This window comes from Mycobacterium lentiflavum, assembly GCF_022374895.2.
Taxonomy (GTDB): domain Bacteria; phylum Actinomycetota; class Actinomycetes; order Mycobacteriales; family Mycobacteriaceae; genus Mycobacterium; species Mycobacterium lentiflavum.
Genome location: NZ_CP092423.2, coordinates 2,981,514 through 3,000,671 on the forward strand (window position 1 = coordinate 2,981,514; position 19,158 = coordinate 3,000,671).

At 67.6% G+C, this 19,158-nt stretch carries 14 protein-coding genes; 5 read left to right on the plus strand and 9 right to left on the minus strand.

Going from position 1 to position 19,158, the window contains the following annotated elements:
* The first annotated feature begins 69 nt into the window (after positions 1-69).
* From MJO58_RS13900 to MJO58_RS13910, 3 genes are all read left to right on the plus strand, one after another.
* Positions 70-2,463 carry a CoA transferase gene (locus MJO58_RS13900; RefSeq protein ID WP_239719772.1) on the plus strand — a complete coding sequence of 798 codons (2,394 nt, stop codon included), beginning with the start codon at positions 70-72 and terminating at the stop codon, positions 2,461-2,463.
* 47 nt (positions 2,464-2,510) lie between these two features.
* Positions 2,511-3,995 carry an acetyl-CoA acetyltransferase gene (locus MJO58_RS13905; RefSeq protein WP_239719773.1) on the plus strand — a complete coding sequence of 495 codons (1,485 nt, stop codon included), beginning with the start codon at positions 2,511-2,513 and terminating at the stop codon, positions 3,993-3,995.
* A gap of 119 nt (positions 3,996-4,114) precedes the next feature.
* Positions 4,115-6,217: an NAD(P)H-binding protein gene (locus MJO58_RS13910; protein ID WP_239719774.1), complete on the plus strand. Its 2,103-nt coding sequence runs from the start codon at positions 4,115-4,117 to the stop codon at positions 6,215-6,217.
* A 20-nt stretch (positions 6,218-6,237) separates the two neighbouring features.
* Here MJO58_RS13910 and MJO58_RS13915 read toward each other — a convergent pair whose 3' ends face one another.
* Genes MJO58_RS13915 through MJO58_RS13935 form a run of 5 tightly spaced genes read right to left on the minus strand, consistent with a single transcriptional unit; the run spans position 6,238 to position 9,680 of the window.
* Complete coding sequence (locus MJO58_RS13915; protein WP_239719775.1) at positions 6,238-6,972, minus strand: DUF72 domain-containing protein; 735 nt, start codon at positions 6,970-6,972, stop codon at positions 6,238-6,240.
* The gene (locus tag MJO58_RS13920; protein ID WP_090602346.1) at positions 6,969-7,613 is read right to left on the minus strand and encodes an HhH-GDP family DNA glycosylase; all 645 of its coding nucleotides are present in this window, start codon (positions 7,611-7,613) and stop codon (positions 6,969-6,971) included. The genes MJO58_RS13915 and MJO58_RS13920 overlap by 4 nt, the downstream gene beginning before the upstream one ends.
* Positions 7,614-7,649: 36 nt before the next feature.
* A complete protein-coding gene (locus MJO58_RS13925; RefSeq protein WP_090602349.1) occupies positions 7,650-7,982 on the minus strand; it encodes a TfoX/Sxy family protein in 333 nt (110 codons plus the stop codon).
* A 40-nt stretch (positions 7,983-8,022) separates the two neighbouring features.
* Positions 8,023-8,412: a nitroreductase family deazaflavin-dependent oxidoreductase gene (locus tag MJO58_RS13930; RefSeq protein WP_090602352.1), complete on the minus strand. Its 390-nt coding sequence runs from the start codon at positions 8,410-8,412 to the stop codon at positions 8,023-8,025.
* Positions 8,409-9,680, minus strand: a complete 1,272-nt coding sequence (locus MJO58_RS13935; protein ID WP_239719776.1) for a cytochrome P450 — start codon at positions 9,678-9,680, stop codon at positions 8,409-8,411. Before MJO58_RS13935 ends, MJO58_RS13930 begins: the two co-directional genes overlap by 4 nt.
* A 157-nt stretch (positions 9,681-9,837) precedes the next feature.
* On the opposite strand from MJO58_RS13935, the gene MJO58_RS13940 reads away from it, so the two are divergent.
* Positions 9,838-13,137 carry a LuxR C-terminal-related transcriptional regulator gene (locus MJO58_RS13940; RefSeq protein WP_434086231.1) on the plus strand — a complete coding sequence of 1,100 codons (3,300 nt, stop codon included), beginning with the start codon at positions 9,838-9,840 and terminating at the stop codon, positions 13,135-13,137.
* A 3-nt stretch (positions 13,138-13,140) separates the two neighbouring features.
* Here the strand turns inward: MJO58_RS13940 and lon are convergent, their stop codons facing one another.
* The 3 genes from lon to MJO58_RS13955 form a co-directional block, all read right to left on the minus strand.
* On the minus strand, positions 13,141-15,459 hold the full coding sequence (lon, locus tag MJO58_RS13945) for an endopeptidase La (protein WP_239719777.1): 2,319 nt from the start codon (positions 15,457-15,459) through the stop codon (positions 13,141-13,143).
* Positions 15,460-15,557: 98 nt separating this feature from the next.
* Positions 15,558-16,106 carry a CGNR zinc finger domain-containing protein gene (locus MJO58_RS13950; protein WP_175364428.1) on the minus strand — a complete coding sequence of 183 codons (549 nt, stop codon included), beginning with the start codon at positions 16,104-16,106 and terminating at the stop codon, positions 15,558-15,560.
* A 53-nt stretch (positions 16,107-16,159) separates the two neighbouring features.
* Complete coding sequence (locus MJO58_RS13955) at positions 16,160-17,395, minus strand: alpha-hydroxy acid oxidase (RefSeq protein WP_090609021.1); 1,236 nt, start codon at positions 17,393-17,395, stop codon at positions 16,160-16,162.
* Between the two features lie 18 nt (positions 17,396-17,413).
* On the opposite strand from MJO58_RS13955, the gene MJO58_RS13960 reads away from it, so the two are divergent.
* Complete coding sequence (locus MJO58_RS13960) at positions 17,414-17,848, plus strand: DUF1810 domain-containing protein (protein WP_090602362.1); 435 nt, start codon at positions 17,414-17,416, stop codon at positions 17,846-17,848.
* Here MJO58_RS13960 and MJO58_RS13965 read toward each other — a convergent pair.
* Positions 17,845-19,158, minus strand: a complete 1,314-nt coding sequence (locus tag MJO58_RS13965) for an alpha-amylase family glycosyl hydrolase (RefSeq protein ID WP_239719778.1) — start codon at positions 19,156-19,158, stop codon at positions 17,845-17,847. The two genes, MJO58_RS13960 and MJO58_RS13965, sit on opposite strands and share 4 nt — an antisense overlap.

Here is a 19,158-nt window from a genome sequence, read left to right on the forward strand (position 1 = left end):
ATCCGAAGCCGATCCGAACCAGCTTGAGCGACTATGCATTTGGCGACACGGGGCCGGTACGGTGAACGGATGGCCGATCAGTTGCTCGCCGCGGTGCGCGTCATCGACTTGTCCGGCGGCGTCAGCGACACGGTGACTCGCCTGCTCGCCGACCTGGGGGCAGACGTCGTCAAAGTGGAACCTCCGGGCGGCAGCCCCGCTCGTCACGAGCCGCCCACGCTGGCCGGTGCCAGCATCCCGTTCGCCGTGCACAACGCCAACAAACGCAGCGTGGTGCTGGATTCGCGCAACGACGACGACCGCCGCAGCTTCGTCCAGTTCGTCGGGGGAGCCGACATCGTCGTCGACGCGGCAGATCAGGCGGCCGCGTTCGGCACATCGGCTGCCGAGTTAGTCGATTGCTACCCGCATCTGGTCGTGCTATCGATCACCGACTTCGGCGCCACCGGTCCGCGCGCCTCGTGGCGTGCGACCGACCCGGTGCTCTTCGCGATGTCGGGCGCGCTGTCGCGGTCCGGACCGACCGTCGGCACCCCGGTGTTGCCGCCCGACGGCATTGCCTCGGCCACCGCCGCCGTGCAGGCGGCCTGGGCGGTACTCGTCGCCTATTACGACCGACTACGTTGCGGCACAGGCGATTACATCGACTTCTCGCGTTTCGACGCGGTCGTGATGGCACTCGACCCGGCATTCGGCGCGCATGGGCAGGCCACCGCGGGACAGCGCACCAGCGCGTGGCGGGGCCGGCCGAAAAACCAGGACCCCTACCCGATCTGCCCGTGCCGGGACGGCTACGTCCGGCTCTGCGTGATGGCACCCAGGCAGTGGCGCGGCCTGCGCCGCTGGCTGGGGGAGCCCGAGGAATTCCAGGATCCCCGCTACGACACGCTGGGCGCCCGGTTCGCAGCATGGCCCCAGATCAGCGTGCTGGTCGACGCGTTGTTCGCCGACAAGACCATGAAGGAACTGGTTGCCGAGGGTCAGGCACACGGAGTCCCGATCTCGGCGGTGCTGACGCCGTCGCGAATCCTGGCCTCCGAGCACTTCCAGGCCGTCGGCGCGATCACCAATGCCGAGCTGGTGCCCGGGGTGCGCACCGACGTGCCGACCGGATATTTCGTGGTCGACGACGAACGCTGCGGCTTCCGGACTCCAGCTCCGCCCGCCGGGGCCGACGAACCGCGCTGGCTGGCCGACCCGGTGACGGCAACCCCGTCGGGCGGGGCCGGCGAGTATCCGTTCAAGGACCTCAGAATTCTCGACCTGGGCGTGATCGTCGCCGGCGGTGAGCTGAGCCGGCTCTACGGGGACTTGGGCGCGCAGGTCATCAAGGTCGAAAGTGCGACCTATCCCGACGGGCTGCGCCAATCGCGAGTCGGCGCGGTGATGAGCGAGTCGTTCGCCTGGACCCACCGCAATCACCTGGCGCTGGGCCTGGACCTGCGCAGCGAGCAGGGCAAGGAGATCTTCGGCCGACTGGTCGCCGAGGCCGACGCGGTGTTCGCCAACTTCAAGCCGGGAACCCTTACCTCGCTTGGGTTTTCATTCGAAAACCTGCGCGAGATCAACCCCCGCATCGTGCTCGCGGGCAGCAGCGCGTTCGGAAACCGGGGGCCGTGGAGCAGGCGGATGGGCTACGGCCCGCTGGTCCGCGCCACCACCGGCGTGACCAGTCTCTGGACGTCCGAGGAAGCTTCCGCCGAAGCGCATGCCGCCGGCGCCCGGCATGCGTTCTACGACGCGACGACGATCTTTCCCGACCACATCGTGGGGCGGGTCACCGCGATCGCGGCACTGGCCGCACTGATCCGCCGCGATCGGACCGGCGACCCGGCCCATGTGCACATCTCGCAGGCCGAGGTCGTCGTCAATCAGCTGGACACCCTGTACGTCACCCAGGCCGCACTGGGAGCGGGAGCCGCGGTCTGCGACGACACCAGCGTGCACGCGGTCTACCCATGCGCCGGCGACGACGAGTGGTGTGTCATCTCGATCTGTTCGGACAGCGAATGGCGTTGTCTCACCGTACTTTTCGAACGGCCCGAGCTGGCTGACGATCCGCGCTTCGCGATCGGCCAGGAGCGGACGGCCCATCGCGCGGAGCTGGTGCGGCTGGTCGCCGCCTGGACTCGCACGCGAACAACGGCCCAGGCCGCCGAAGCGTTGCAGGCGGCCGGGATTGCGGCCGGCCCGATGAACCGTCCGCCGGACGTCCTCGCCGACCCGCAACTGGTCGAGCGCAAGCTGCTCAGTGACATGGTGCATCCGCTGGTCGAGCGCCCGCTGCCGGCCGAGACCGGGCCGGCGCCGTTCCGCCACATTCCGCCGGCCCCCCAGCGGCCCGCACCCCTGCCCGGTCAGGACACCCGGGAGCTCTGCCGGAAACTGCTCGGCCTGAGCACCGAGGAGATCGACCGGTTGATCGCCGATCGGGTGCTGTTCGCGGCCGCCGACAGCACGTAATCACACCGCCGGCGGGGCCCGCGTCGTCGCCAAGATAAATTCGTCTGATGCGCGTCGACCCCAAAACACCGGTGCTGATCGGGTATGGCCAGATCAACCGCCGCGACGAGATCGACCCGCAAACACGGTCGGTCGAACCCGTCGACCTGATGGTCGCCGCAGCTCAGCAGGCCGCCGACGCCCCGGTTCTGCGGGCCGTGGACTCCGTCCGGGTGGTCAACGTCCTGTCGGCGACCTACCGCGACGCCGGGCTCCTGGTCGGCGAGCGGATCGGCGCACCGAAGTTCACCACGCTGTACAGCCCGGTGGGCGGCAACGTGCCGCAGACACTGCTGAACCAGGCCTGCTTGGACATCCAGCAGGGTCGCGCCGGTGTGGTGCTACTGACCGGCGCCGAAACCTGGCGCACCCGGCGAGGGCTCAAGGCCAAGGGCAGCCGGCTCGAGTGGACGGCTCAGGACGAATCCGTGCCGATGGCACAGGTCAGCGGTGAGGACGTGCCGATGGCCGGCGACGCCGAACTCAGGATCAGGCTGGACCGGCCGGCCTACGTCTACCCGCTGTTCGAGCAGTCCCTGCGCATCGCGAACGGCGAATCGGTCGAGGAGCATCGCAACCGCATCGGGGAGCTGTGGGCGCGCTTCAACGCCGTCGCAGTCGGCAATCCGCACGCGTGGATCCGCAAACCCGCGACCGCGGCCGAGATCGTGCAGCCCGGCCCGCACAACCGGATGATCAGCTGGCCCTACCCGAAGCTGATGAACTCCAACAACATGGTGGATCAGGGCGCCGCGCTGATCCTGACGTCGGTCGAGCAGGCCACCCGTCTGCGCATCCCAGAAGAGCGCTGGATTTATCCGCACGCCGGCACTGACGCCTACGACACCCCGTCGATCGCCGAGCGCCACGAACTGCACCGGTCGGCGGCCATCCGAATCGCCGGTGCGCGGGCACTGCAGCTGGCCGGTCTGGGCATCGACGACGTCGACTACGTCGACCTGTACTCGTGCTTTCCCTCCGCCGTTCAGGTGGCGGCCGCCGAGCTCGGATTGAGTATCGACGACCCCGCCCGGCCGCTGACGGTCACCGGTGGCCTGACCTTCGCCGGCGGACCGTGGAGCAACTATGTGATGCACTCGATTGCCACGGTGGCCGAACTGCTGGTGGCCAATCCCGGGCGACGCGCCCTGGTTACCGCCAACGGCGGCTACCTGACCAAGCACAGCTTCGGGGTCTACGGCACCGAGCCACCAGACGAATTCCGTTGGGAGAATGCGCAATCCGTGGTGGACAGGGAACCGACTCGAGAGGCGTTGGTGCAGTGGGAAGGCGCCGGCACGGTCGAAGCCTGGACGACGCCGTTCGATCGCGACGGGCAACCGGAGAAGGCTTTCGTTGCTGTGCGCACACCGGATGGATCCCGGACGCTGGCGGTCATCGCCGACCCCGACTCGGCGCGGGCAACTGTTCGCGAAGATATCGGTGGCGCCAAGGTGACCGTCAGCGCGGACGGCAACGCCACGCTGCAATAGCCCGGCGGCGGATTAAGTGGATTAAAAAGCCAGGCCACAGTGCCGTTCACGCAGTAACGGTCGCGCAGCGATAGTGGCGCGCATATTGTCGAATCAGACGTTGGGGGAGGTGAGCCCAGGTGCACACCCTGGTTACCGACGCCACCGGCACACTCGGGCGGCTGGTTGCACGGCAGCTGATTGCTGCCGGACATTCGGTTACCGGCATTTCTGAGTACCCCGACGCCCGTCTGGACCCGGCGGTCGAGTTCGTCTGCGCATCGCTGAACGACTCCATCCTGCAAGAACTGGCCGACGAAGCCGACGCGGTGATCCATCTGGCCCCGATCGAACCCGATGCGCCCGGCACCGCGGGCATCAACGGTGTGGCGCACGTGACGCATGCGGCCGCGCGCGCCGGCGCGCGCCTGCTGTTCGTGTCCCAGGCCGCCGGGGCCGCCGACGTCTACCAGCCGGCCGAGGACCTGGTGTCCACGAGCCTGGGACCAAGCCTGATCATCCGGATCGCGCCGCCGGTGGGCCGCCAGCTCGACTGGATGGTGTGCCGCACGGTGGCCACCCTCCTGCGCACGAAGGTGTCCACGCAACCGATACGAGTGCTGCACCTCGACGACCTGGTGCGCTTTCTTGTCTTGGCGCTGAACACCGACCGCACCGGACTCGTGGATCTGGCGACTCCGGACACCACCAATGTGGTGACCGCGTGGCGACTGTTGCGCGCCGTAGACCCCCGGTCGAGAAGTCATCGGATCCGCGGCTGGCCACAGCTGATTCCTTCGGTGGATATCGTTGCTGCCCAAGAGGATTGGCAGTTCGAGTTCGGCTGGCCGGCATTCGATGCGGTCGCCGACACCGCGCGCGGACTCGTCGGCCGCAAACTCGGCGCCGGAGGCGCGACCAGCCACGGCGTGCAGATGGCACTTCCGGTGGAGGTCATCCCGCGTCCCGCACCGTCGGACCAACTGCGCAGCGCCGCGCCCGAGGGCGTCGAGGGCGAGTTCGACGACCGCATCGATCCACGATTCCCGGTATTCGCCACCGACGGCCTCACCGAGGCGCTGCCCGGTCCGCTGACCCCGATCACCCTGGACGTGCAGTTGAGTGGACTGCGCACCGCCAGCCGGGTGCTGGGCCAGGCGCTGACGCTGGGCGGCGTGGTCGGCGACGAATGGGGCAGCAGGGCCATCGCGGTGTTCGGTCATCGCCCCTACGTCGGGGTCTCGGCCAACGTCGTCGCCGCCAGCCAGCTGCTCGGCTGGGATGACCAGGCCCTCGTCAAGCGCGCGTTGGTCGGTCAGCCGCAGGTCGCAGACGTGCTGCCATTCGGTCAGCCCCGGCTGGCGGCCGGAGCGCTCGGGTCGATCGCCAAGGCGGTCGCCACCACGCGATCGCTGGCCCTGATGCGTCATCTCAAGGCCGACACCCGGGCCTACAGCGCCGCCGCATACGCCGAACATGCCGATGCCACACACCTGGGTTTGTTGCCCGACCCGGGCCTGGGCGTACGAGTTCGGTTGCTGCGAGACCGCATTCACCAAGGCTGGATTCTCACGGCGCTGTGGTTGATCGACTCCGGAGTCACCGCGGCGGCACTCGAATACACCGCGGCGGGCTCCCGCGTGCCCGGGATGAATGCGATCATGCAAAGCGACCGCGTCACCGGCGTGCTCGCCGAACTGACCGCGGCGCTGCGTGCCGACCCGCCACTGCGGGCGATGGCCGCCGCAGGCAACCTGGCCAGCATCCGTGCGCTGTCGCCCCCGACCGCCGCGTTGGTGGATGCCGCGATCGCGCAACTCGCGCACCGCGGGCCCGGAGCGGCCGAGCTGGCCAGCCGAGTCTTCGGCGACGACCCGGCGATGCTATTGGCCGGGGCCGCCGAAGCAGCTTGCGAGCCCACCGCATCTGATCCGCCCGCGACCCTGGTCCAGCGAATCGCCACCAACGCCCGCGTCTCACGCGAGCTCGCCCACGACACCACCCTGCGGTTCACCCACGAGCTTCGAATGACGTTGCGCGAACTGGGCTCTCGGCGAGTCACGGCCGACCTGCTCGACGTCGTCGATGATGTGTATTACCTGACCTGCGATGAACTGGTCACCATGCCGGCCGATGCCCGGCTGCGGATCAAACGCCGCCGCGCCGAACGGGAACGCCTGCAAGCCCAGTACCCGCCGGATGTCATCGACCACGACTGGGCGCCGGTCGACCCGACGTCATGATCGCTGCTCCTCGCGCCGGACTAACTCACTAGATCCCGCACCGAGAGGGCGTTGCGGACGGCGTGGCCGCCCAGGTCGTTGTTGAAGTACATCCACACGTCCCTGCCCTCGTGGTCCCATGCGACGATCCGGTCTGCCCAGGACCGCAACTCGTCGTCCGGATAGGAACCGGTGTAGAGCGAATCGGGGTCTGGGCCGTGCATGCGGATGTAGACGAGATCGGTGGTGGCGCGCGGTATGCACGCCAAACCCGCACCACTCATCACCACGTACGCGGCGCGGTGGCGTTCCAGCAACTGGTAGACGGCTGGGTCGTCCCAGGACGGATGGCGCAACTCGACGGCCACCCGGATCGATCCCGGCACGAGATCCAGGAACGAATCCAGTCGCGTCTCAGATGCACTGTCGCGCTGCAATTCTGGATGCACCTGGACCAACAGCACACCGTGATGGTCGCCCAGCAGGTGCCAACACCGTTCGAACCGCTCGATCCAGGGCTCGGGCGAGCCCAGCCGGCGATAGTGGGTCAATCCGCGGTGGGCCTTGACCGACATCGTGAAGCCGGGCGACAGTTGGTCGCGCCATCGGGTGAAGGTCGAATCCTTGGGCCAGCGGTAAAAGCTGGCGTTGAGTTCGACGGTGTCGAAAACCTCCGCGTATCGGGCGAGCCGGCGCGCGGATGCCGTTCCGCGCGGGTAGAGCACGTCGGCCCAGTGGTCGTAGGACCACCCCGAAGTGCCGATCCGAACGGTCAACCGGCCATCCTGCTACACAACTCCTTGTCCAGCGACGCCCGGACGAGCGCGGCGGCCAACCGCGCGTTGGCCCGCGGCGCCAGTGCTCCCAGCTCGGCCGGTTCGGCGGGTAGCCCCAGCTTCTTCGCTGTCCCGGTGGCACGGTCGTCGAAGTACGGACGGACCCACGGCCACACGTCCTGCACCTCGCGCAGATAGATGTCGGCGCCGGTATCGCCAATTCCCTTGAATTCCTTTAGCATTCGCCTCGCTTGAGCGGCGTCCTGATGACTGCGCTCGGCGATTTCACGCAGATCGCCGAAGTACTCGTCGTCCACCCGCTGCGCCATCTCGGTGAGCCGGGTGGCCGAACTTTCGTCGTAGCGCACGTAGTGCGCGCGGCCGAACGCGTCGATTATCTTGTGCCGGTCGGCCGCCAGGACCGCCTTGGGCGTGCGCAGGCCGGCCTTGAACAGCTCGCGCGCCCCACGCATCGCGATCGCGGCATCGATGGGCTTGCTGGCAAGCATGCTCAACACCAGCAGTTGGAACAGCGGCATCGGTTTGTCGCCGATCCGGATTCCCGCCTCGTGCGCGTACGTGCTGCCGCCGGCCTTAAGCACGCGCCGCACCAGCTGCTTGGACCCGTCCGACTTGCTCATAGCTCGGCGCGTACCCGCCACGCGCGCCGGCAAACGTTACTTCGATGGCAGGCTGCCCGCGTACCCCACGCCGCGGTCAACCCAACTCGCAAGCTGGCGTTTGGTTTTCACGCCCTCGGCGGCCACCCGCAACCAGCCCCGGGCTTCGCGGCCGGCCATCACCATCGGGCTGACGTGGGGGCGATCCAGCAGCTTGACCGTGTCCTCGGGCGGCACCCGCACCATCAATCCGCCCTTGCCGCTGGCCGCGACCGCCATGTTTCCGCCGACGAGAAATGCCAGCCCGCCGAACATCGCCTTCTCGTCGACCCCGCGCAGGGGTGCCAGCAATTCGCGGATCCGGTTGGCGAGTTCTAGGTCGTAGGCCATGTGTCGACGCTAATCGTGTGCACCGACATTCGCGGCCGGGTCAGTCCAGGTCGACCCGAATGGTGAGCAGGTCGCTGCCCATCATGCGCACCACCGCGCTGTTGAGCCGCGGCAGATTGTCCAGCCGGCGCACCGCGTCATCGTCGGGCAACAGGTGAGCGGTGCCGTTTCGCCACTGCCCACCAAGGCGCAGCCGTACACCGGGGTTGGCCTTGATGTTGCGCACATAGTCCGAGTGCTCGCCGTGTTCGGAGACCATCCAGAACTGGTTGTCCACCACACGTCCGCCGACCGGGGTGCGGCGAGGCTGGCCGCTCTTGCGGCCAGTCGTTTCGAGCATGGTCACCGGCAATTGCCGACCGACCGGATTGACCACCAACCGTTGAACACGATGCACTACTTGCCGTTTGAGATCGCCGAGGCCGGTCACGCCGTCGATTCTGCAATAGCCACAGGCCGGCCGCCAGGCCCGGGTGCGCGCGGCAGGTAATCCACCACCAGTTGAGTGGGCCCGGAAATCCCGGCGATCGGCTTCCAGGGGGCGTCGCCAACGCGGCGCGGACACGTCAGCATCTGCGCCAACGCGGCGAGCGCCTCCGCGAGCTCGACGCGGGCCAGGTGCGCGCCGAGGCAATAGTGATTGCCGCCACCGAACGTCAGCATCGCGGGCGGGCCATCGCGAGTGATGTCCAGGCGATCCGGTGCATCGTATTTCGCAGGATCCCGGTTGGCTGCGGCGGTGTTGGCGAAAACCGGTGTGCCGGCAGGGATTATGAGACCACCCAGTGCCAGGTCCTCAGTGGGAACGCGCAGCGTCTTCAAAATGATCGGCGAGTGGCGCATCACCTCCTCGACGGCCCGCGGGGCGAGCTCGGGATGTGCGGCGAGGCGGTCCCATTGGTCAGGATGGCCGCAGAATGCCTGTACGGCGGCTGACAACTGATTGCGGGTGGTGTCGGTCCCGCCGTTGAGCAGGATCAGGGCCAAGTTGACCAGTTCCTCGTGGGTGAGGCGGTCGCCTTGATCCTCGGCGCGGATCAGGTCCGATATCAGGTCATCGGACAGGTCGCGACGGCGCCGGGCGATCAAGTCGTCGAGGTATGCGTCGAACTCGTCCCAGGCCACCAGAATCTCGGTCGTGTGCGGCGCGACGTCCACGCCGAACGCATAGCCGATGTGATCGGCCCAGCCGGAGAACAACTGCCAGTCGGAGCGCGGTGCGCCGAGCATCGCGCAGATGATAGGCACCGGGTAAGGACGAGCGATCGCGGTGACGATGTCACAGCGACCAGCGTCGCGATGTGCGGCAATCAGTTCGGCGATGACCTCGACGCAGGCCTGGCGCATTCGATCGGCAGCGCGGGGGGTGAAGGCCCGTGAAACGAGTCGGCGCAGGCGATGGTGTTCGCGGCCGTCCAGGCTGATGATCAGCCGACACACCCGATCCCACACCGGTCCACCGGTGATTCCCTGGACGGCCAGGGCAAGTCCTCGCGGCATGGCGAAGCGAGAATCGCGCAGCACCGTGCGTACTAGGTCATAAGTAAGGACTTCGGGGCCAAAGGGTCCCAGCGCGAATGGGCCCTGCTCGCGGGCCCGCCGGAGCACATCGTGGACCTCATCGATCGTGCCGGCATCGTCGTAAGCGATCTCCGGGAGTTCGACCTGGTCCAGGGTCGGCAAAGCGTGGGTTGTCATAGGGACGCTCCTTGCAGTCGGTTCGGAGTCGACTATCCGGACTCGACGTGGCTGGGGCATCGGCCGAATTACCTATCCGCACCCCGAGTGTCTGAGGGAGCCGCGTCAGCAATTTGGCTGATGAATTGTCATCGCAGCCTGGTGGATCGTGGCTAGCATGAGCGAAATTGACGAAAGCGACCTGACTGTGGCCGAGATGTTGCCTACGGGAACGGTGACGCTGTTGTTGGCAGACGTCGAAGGCTCTACTCGGCTGTGGCAAACCGTTCCCGACGAAATGGCGGACGCGGTCGCCCGACTGGATCAGGTGCTGGGTCGCATCGTTGCCGAGCATCGGGGGGTGCGGCCCGTCGAACAAGGCGAGGGCGACAGCTTTGTTCTGGCTTTCCGCCACGCCACGGACGCCGTCGCGTGTGCTCTGGCGTTGCAGCGCGAGCCGCTGGCGCCCATAAGGGTGCGCATCGGGGTGCACACCGGGGAAGTCCAGTTGCGCGACGAGGGCAACTACATCGGATCGACCATCAACAAGGCGGCGCGGCTGCGCGATCTCGCGCATGGCGGACAGATCGTGCTGTCGGGCGCGGCCACCGAGCTGGCGGCCGACTGTCTTCCGCCGAACGCGTGGTTGATTGAACTGGGCACGCACCGGCTACGCGACCTGCCACGCGCCGAACGGGTAGTGCAGCTGTGCCATCCAGATATCAGTGTCGAGTTCCCGCCGCTGCGGGTGGCCGAGGACGCAGTCACCGGTCGGCTGCCCGTCCAGTTGACCAGCTTTATCGGCCGAGGTGACGAGCTTGGCGAGCTGCGGAATCTCCTGTCGGACAACCGTCTGCTCACCCTGACCGGGGCCGGCGGGGTCGGCAAGACCCGGCTGGCGCTCGAGCTAGCCGCGGCGGTAGCCGGCGAATTCCCCGGCGGCGCCTGGTGTGTCGACCTGGCGCCGATCCCCCACCCGGACGTGATCGCGGTGACGGTCGCGCTCGCGCTCGGCTTGCCCGACCAACCGGGAATATCCACCCTCGACAACATCGTGCGGTTCATCGGCGACCGCACGATCCTGCTGGTGGTGGACAACTGCGAACACCTGCTCGACGGAACCGCCTCGGTCATCACCGAACTGCTGGGCCGGTGCCCGAACCTGAAAGTGCTGGCCACCAGTCGCGAGCCCCTCGCGGTTGCGGGCGAGGTGAGCTGGCGCGTGCCGTCGCTGTCGGTCGACGACGACGCCGTCGCCCTGTTCACCGACCGCGCGAAACGCGTGCGGCCGAACTTCCGCGTCACCGACGACAACCTCGCCGTCGTGCGCGAGCTGTGCCGCCGGCTCGACGGCCTGCCGCTGGCCATCGAGCTGGCCGCCGCGCGGGTGCGCGCTTTGTCGCTACCCGAGATCATCGCGGGCCTCAACGACCGCTTCCGATTACTCACCGGCGGCTCCCGCACGGCGGTGCGTCGACAGCAGACGCTGCACGCCTCCGTCGACTGGTCGCACACCCTGCTGACCGACGAGGAGAGAAGCCTTTTTCACAGCACGGCGGTGTTCGCGGGCGGATTCGATTTGGACGCAGCGTCTTTCGTGTGCGCGGAGGGCCGCGCCGAGCGGTTCCACGTCGTCGACCAACTGACCCTGCTGGTCGACAAGTCACTGGTGGTCGCCGAGGAAGGACGGCTGGGCACGCGCTACCGGCTGCTGGAGACGATCCGCCAGTACGCCCAAGAGCACCTTGGCGCGTCGGGGCAGGCCGATGCGGTGCGGGAGCGACATCGCGATTACTACCTCGCGATGGCCACTGCCCTCGACGCCCCGCAACGCACCGACTACGAGCACCGCCTCGACCAAGTGGAAGTCGAGATGGACAACCTGCGGGCCGCTTTGGGATGGTGCCTGGAGACCCGCGCCATCGGGCCGGCACTGACACTGGCCTCCGCGCTGTTCCCGCTCTGGCGCTCACGGCTGCGCATCTGGGAGGGCAAGTCGTGGTTCGACACCGTGTTCGCCGAAAAGTCGTCCGACGGTGACCACGCTGTAGACCGGACGGTATGGGCACGCGCGCTGGCCGATGCCGCGGCGCTGGGTGCTTGGCTCGGTGCCCTCGACAATATGCAACGCGCCGAGCGGGCGCTGGCGATCGCCCGCGAGGTCGACGACCCGGCCCTGCTGACCCGCGTGCTGACCTCGTATGGGTTGGTCGCCGGATGGAGCGCGGTCGGCGGAACCGCGACGCAGGCTTGTTTCGATGAGGCCGGCCGCCTCGCCCGGGAGCTTGGGGACTGGTGGGGGCTCAGCCAAATCTATGCCTGGCAGGCCTATTCGGCCGTCGGTGTCGGCGACGCGCGCGCGGCGCGCGCCGCGGCCGAACAGGGCCGAGACGTCGCCGAGTCGATCGGAGACGCGGGCGCCGCCCGGGAATGCCTGCTGAGTCTGGGATGGGCGCTGCTGATGGAGGCGGATATCCCGGGCGCGGTGGCCCAGTTTCAGAAGCTTCTAGCGCAGGTGGAGGCGGCTCGAGCGCTGTTCCTGCTGCCCGCCTGCTTACACGGTCTCGGGTTGGCGCTCGCCTATGCCGGCCGGATCGACGAGGCCCGCCTGGCTTCGCGTGCCGCGATGGCCGCCGAAGCCGATCGCGACGGGGTGTCTCCGCAGGGCATCGGCCATTCGGCGCTGGCAGCGGCCGAGCTGGCGGCGGGGGACGCCCGGGCCAGTCTGGATGCGAGCGAGACTGCGCGGCAACAGATGTCCGCCCAGAAAGTCCTGGCCGCCGGCCAAGGGGCCCGCACCGCCGACGCCGCGCTGGCCACCGGCGATCTGACCGCCGCGCGAACCTGGGCCGACGAGGCGGTGTCGATGACCACCGGCTGGCACCTCGCGTACGCGCTCATCGTCCGGGCTCGCACCTCGCTGATCGAGGGCCGGCCCTCAGACGCGGTTCGGGATGCGAGGCAGGCGCTTTCGTGCACGGCAGAGTGCGGGACGTATCTCAATGTGCCTGACGCAGTCGAATGCCTTGCCGCTGCCGTCAGTCATCAAGGCGCGCTCGGCGACGCCGTACGACTACTGGCGGCCACCGCTGCGATCCGGCTGCGGTGCGGGTTGGTTCGGTTCAAGATCCGCGACGAGGACTATGCCGCCTTGCTGGACTCGCTGCGGGAATCTTTAGCGCCTGACGAATTCGAGTCCGAATGGTCCGCGGGCGAGGCCATGAGTATCGACGACGTGGTCGCATACGCGGTCCGGGGCCGAGGCGCGCGCCAGCGTCCCGATTCGGGATGGGCATCGCTGACGCCTGCGGAACTGGACGTCGTGCGGTTCGTGTGTGAGGGGCTGGGCAACAAGGAGATTGCCGCGCGGCTGTTAATCTCCCCGCGGACCGTTCAGGCCCACTTGTCGCACGTTTTCACCAAGCTCGGCCTGTCCTCCCGCGTTCAGCTTGTGCAGGAGGCGGCCAAGCATGGGTAGCGGTCAGGCCGCTGCGGTCACCGGCTGGTTCGCCGGTTCCAGTGCTTGCGCGACGATCTCCGCGACGTCGGTCATCGGCGTGACGGTCAGCGTCTCGAGCACTTCAGTAGGCACGTCGTCGAGGTCCGGCTCGTTTCGCTGCGGGATGAAAACCGTTGACAGACCAGCACGTTGGGCGGCCAGCAGCTTCTGCTTCACACCACCGATCGGCAGCACCCGGCCGTTCAGCGTGACCTCACCGGTCATGCCGACGTCGGAGCGAACCTGACGGCCGGTGGCCATCGACACCAGCGCGGTGACCATCGTGACACCGGCCGACGGGCCGTCCTTGGGCACCGCGCCCGCCGGCACGTGCACGTGAATGCGCCGGTCCAGCGCCGTCGGGTCGACACCCAATTCGGCCGCATGGGAGCGGACGTAGGACAGCGCGATCTGCGCCGACTCCTTCATCACGTCGCCCAGTTGACCGGTCAGCTGCAACCCGGGCTCACCATCGGTGGCCCCGGCTTCGATATAGAGCACATCGCCGCCCAGGCCGGTGACAGCCAGCCCCGTGGCAACGCCCGGCACCGCGGTGCGTTCGGCCGACTCTGGCGTAAACCGCGGCCGGCCAAGGTAATCCACCAGGTCGGGCTCGTCGATGATCACCGGTTCATCGGCGATCTTGGTCGTCACCTTGCGAAGCGCCTTGGCCAGCAGCCGTTCGAACTGCCGAACCCCCGGCTCGCGGGTGTAATCGGCGGCGATCTTGCGCAGCGCGGCGTCGGTGACGGTGACCTCGTCATCCGTCAGGGCCGCCCGCTCCCGCTGCCGCGGCAGCAGGTAGTCGCGGGCGATCGCGACCTTGTCGTCCTCGGTGTAACCGTCGATAGCCACCAGCTCCATGCGATCCAGCAGCGCCGACGGGATGTTCTCAATCACGTTGGCAGTAGCCAGGAACACGACGTCGGACAGGTCGAGATCCAGATCCAGGTAGTGGTCGCGGAAGGTGTGGTTTTGCGCCGGGTCCAGCACCTCGAGCAGTGCCGCGCTCGGGTCGCCGCGATAATCGGAACCAACCTTGTCGATTTCGTCAAGCAGCACAACGGGATTCATCGAACCCGCCTCGCCGATCGCACGCACGATCCGGCCGGGCAACGCACCCACGTAGGTGCGCCGGTGCCCACGAATCTCGGCCTCGTCGCGTACGCCGCCCAACGCGACACGCACGAACTTGCGGCCCAAGGCCCTGGCCACGCTCTCACCCAGCGACGTCTTACCGACCCCGGGCGGACCGGCCAGCACCATCACCGCGCCCGAGCCGCGGCCGCCCACGACCTGCAGCCCACGCTCGGCGCGCCGCGAACGCACCGCAAGATATTCGACGATGCGGTCCTTGACGTCGTCCAGCCCGTGATGGTCGGCATCCAGGATCTCCCTCGCCGCCTTGAGGTCAGTCGAGTCCTCGGTCCGGACGTTCCAGGGCAGGTCCAGCACGGTGTCCAGCCAGGTACGAATCCAGCCGCTCTCCGGGCTCTGGTCGCTGGCACGTTCCAGCTTGCCGACCTCGCGCTGCGCGGCCTCGCGCACCTTCTCGGGCAGCTCGGCGGCCTCGATGCGGGCCCGGTAATCGTCGGATCCGTCGGGCTCGCCCTCGCCCAGTTCCTTACGGATGGCGGCGAGCTGCTGGCGCAACAAAAACTCCTTCTGCGTCTTCTCCATGCCATCGCGGACGTCCTCCGCGATCTTGTCGTTGACCTCGACTTCGGCGAGGTGGTCGCTCGTCCAGTCGATCAGCACGCGCAGCCGCTCGGCGACGTCCACGGTCTCCAACAGCTGGCGCTTCTGCACGTCGGTCAGATACGACGCGTAGCCCGAGGTGTCGGCCAGCGCCGACGGATCGGTCAGGCTGTTGACGTAATCGATGATCTGCCAGGCCTCGCGCCGTTGCAGCATGGCCAGCAGCAGTTTCTTGTACTCCGCCGCAAGGGCTTTCACCTCGTCGGTGGCCTCGGCGTCGCCGACTTCGGTCACCTCGACCCACAGCGCCGCGCCGGAGCCGCTGGCTCCCGCACCGATCTGCGCCCGGCGCTCGCCGCGCACGACGGCCGCGGTGCCGCCGCTGCCGGCGATGCGTCCGACTTGGAGAATCTTCGCGATCACACCGTGGGACGGATACCGGTCGTCGAGCCGCGGCGCGATCAGCAGTTCACCGGATTCACTGGCCCGCGCCGCGTCGATGGCCGCTCGCGCGGCATCGTCCAGCTCGATCGGCACAACCATCCCCGGTAACACGATCGTGTCGGTGACGAACAGCACCGGCACTGATTTAGGTTCAGACATCTGCACTCCAAAGGTTTAGTCTGTTGCGCTCAACCTTTGCGGAGTGGCTTTTGTTCCCGACCTAACTGGGCCCGCGGTGTGACCAGGCTCAATGGGCTTCAATTAGCCGCAGCGCGCTGGCGCGCCCGGAAGGCCTGGACCTTGACTTTGTTGCCGCAGGTGGCCATGCCGCACCAGTGCCGGTTCTTCGCCCGCGAGGAGTCGACGTAGAGCAGCGAGCAGTTCGGGTGGTCGCACCGCTTGACGTTGTCGATGTCGGGGCCGGCGAGCAGATCCAGCAGATCCGCGGCCAAGCTTGCGATCAGTTGTGGCGCGGTTCCGCCGCGGGCGGTGTCGCCGTTGGGCAGCAGCCGCGGCGTCAGCGCAGGGCGCGATGCCTGCTCGTTCAACAGGTCGACATCGGCCGCCGCGGGCTGGCGGCCGTCCAGCCGCGCGGTGACAGTGCGGTAGATCGCTTCCCGCACGGCGATCGCGGCGGCCAGGTCGTCGTCGGCGATCTCGATGCCGGCATCCACCAATCCCGCCTGCACGGCCCATTCCGACAGCGCCGCAGGTTCGGTCAATCGTTCTTCACGAGAGGTGTTGCGGTGTTTCAGCGTGCCCGCGAAGTTGAGGCAGGCCCGGCCGCAAACGAACGCGAATTTCACGTAACCACCTTGGCAGGTTTCAGCCAACCCCGCAACAGATCGTGGGCACTGGCCTACTCGACCGGTCCCAGCCGCCGCAGCTGCGTGACGTGGGCGGGGGAGAGCTCCTCGAGACTCCGCACGCCGAGCAGCCGCATCGTGCGCAGCACCCCGCTCTCCAGGATTTCGATCGCCCGGCTGACCCCCGCCTCGCCGCCCGCCATCAGCCCGTAGAGATAGGCCCGCCCAACCAGCGTGAACCGTGCGCCCAGCGCGATCGCGGCCACGATGTCGGCGCCGGACATGATGCCGGTGTCTACCAGAATTTCGGTGTCCTTGCCCAGCTCGCGCGCCACCGCCGGCAACAGATGGAAGGGCACCGGGGCCCGATCCAGTTGGCGTCCACCATGATTGGACAACACGATGCCGTCGACGCCGTGCTGCACGGCAGCCCGCGCATCGTCGAGGGTCTGGATACCCTTGACCACGAGCTTGCCGGGCCACTGCTCCTTGATCCAGGCCAGGTCGTCGAAGGTCAGGCTGGGGTCGAACATCGTGCTCAGGTACTCGGCGACGGTGCCCGGCCAGCGATCCAGCGACGCGAACGCCAGTGGCTCGGTGGTCAGCAAGTCGAACCACCACTTCGGGTGCGGCACCGCGTCGAGCACGGTGCGCAGCGTCAGCGACGGCGGGATCGTCATCCCGTTGCGGCTGTCCCGGAACCGGGCCCCGGAGACCGGCACGTCGACGGTGGCCAGCAGGGTGTCGAATCCGGCGTCGGCGGCGCGCTTGACCAGTGCCATCGACCGGTCTCGGTCCTTCCACATATATAGCTGAAACCATTTGCGGCCCTGCGGGACCGCGGCCACCAGGTCTTCGATTGCGCAGGTTCCGAGCGTGGAGAGCGAAAACGGGATGCCGGCCCGGGCCGCCGCCGCCGCTCCGGCGATCTCGCCTTCGGTCTGCATCAACCGGGTGAATCCGGTCGGCGCGATCCCGAAGGGCAAGGCGACGGGCTGACCCAGCACGTCCCACCCGAGGGTCACATTGCTGACGTCGCGCAGGATCGTCGGGTGGAATTCGATGTCGCGGAAGGCTTGTCGGGCACGCTCTAACGACAACTCGTCCTCGGCCGCGCCGTCGGTGTAGTCGAATGCCGCCTTCGGGGTGCGGCGTTTGGCGATGCGGCGCAGATCCTCGATCGTGAAGGCCGCGCTGAGCCGACGTGTGGTCGCGTTGAACTGCGGCCGCTTGAATTGCATGAGCGGGGCCAGGTCGCGGGCTTTGGGCATGCGTCGTTTGACGGCCATGTATGTCACCGTAGTCATATGGACTCGGCGGACGATCCCTTCGATCTGACACGTTTCGTTGTCGCGCAGGAGCCGGTCTACGGCAGCGTCGTCGAGGAGCTGCGTGCCGGACGAAAACGTGGTCACTGGATGTGGTTCGTGTTCCCGCAGCTGCGCGGCCTGGGCAGTAGTCCGACGGCCGTCCACTACGGCATCTCGTCGCTGCAGGAGGCTCGCGCCTATCTCGGGCACGAGGTGCTGGGGCCGCGGCTGCATGAGTGCACCCGGCTGGTCAATCAGGTGCGAGGTCGCTCGATCACGCAGATCTTCGGTTCACCGGACGATCTCAAGCTGCGTTCGTCGATGACGTTGTTCGCGCTGGCGACCGATGACCGCCAGGATTTCCTCGCGCTGCTCGACATTTACTACCGCGGTGAGCAGGACGCCCTGACGCTGGCCCAGCTGGGCGACTAGGCGGGGCGCAGGATTCGCCAGCCGTGCGGTTCGACGGTCACCTCGGCGACGACGTCGCTGGGTGGGGCTGCCGATCCGGCGACCACCTCGGCGCGCGCCGGTCCCAGCTCCGACAGCACCAGCCGCACCGGCTCGTCGTCGATGTTGAGCGCAACCACTAGTGCATCGTTTCCGCTGCGCGTCTCGTAGACGTAGTGCCGGTTGGCCAGCCGCATCGACGTGGTGGTGGCGGAATGGAGCCAGGGGTGGCGCCGGCGCAGTCCAATCAGGAATTGGTGCAGTCGCCATACCTCGGCACCGAAGTCGTCCAATTGCAAAGGGGGAGAGGCGAACTCCGGGCGCACCGCGTCGTCGCCGCCGTAACGCTCTTCTTTGACGGCGCGGAACCCGAACTCGTCGCCGGCGTATACGCTGGGCACACCGCCTATGGTCAACAGCAACACCAGCGCGTGCGCGAGGTGATGGGGATTGTCCAGCTGGCTGGCGATGCGGGTGACGTCATGATTGCCGATGAACGTCAGCGGCGCGAAACTGGCCAGAAACGTGCTGTGGCGCTGCAGCGCCCAGTTCAGCTCGAAGAAGTTGCCGTCGTTGAGGCTGCTCCAGATCGCCTTCCACAGTTCGTACTGGGTGGCGGAGTCGAAGGTGGCCGCCTCGACGATCGCGGCATAGTCGCCGTGAATGAGTTCGCCGACGAACCAGGCGTCCGGATGCCGCTCGCGCACCCGCGGTAACGTCGTCGCCCAGAACTGTTGTGGCACAGCGTAAGCCGCGTCCAGGCGCCAGCCGTCCGCGCCCCGCTGCAACCAGTGCGACATCACGTCGGCGACGTAGTCGACGACTTCCGGGTGGTCGTGATTGAGGGTAATCAGCTCGGAATGCCCCTCAAAGGTGTGAAACCGTCCGGGACGGCCCCGAAACCAGCGCGCGGCCGTATCGTCGTGCGCCGCATCGAGGTAGCGCCCGAAGTCCACCCCGACATGGTTGAAGACACCGTCGAGCAGTACCCGCAGGCCGCGGGCTCGGGCCTCGGCGACGAGGTAGTCGAAATCGCCGTCGTCACCGAGTCGGGGGTCGATCCGGTAGTGGTCGGTGGTGTCGTAACCGTGTGTGCGCGAGGCGAAGATCGGCCCCAGGGCGATTCCGGATGCCCCCAGCTCGATGGCGTGATCGAACCAGTCGGCAAGCCGCCGCAACCGGTGTTCGCCCGGACCCGGCGGGTCCGATCCCTCGGGCGTGGGAAATGCTCCCACGAAGCCCAAGGGATAGACCTGCCACCAGATCGCGTGCGCTACCCAGGATGCGGTCAC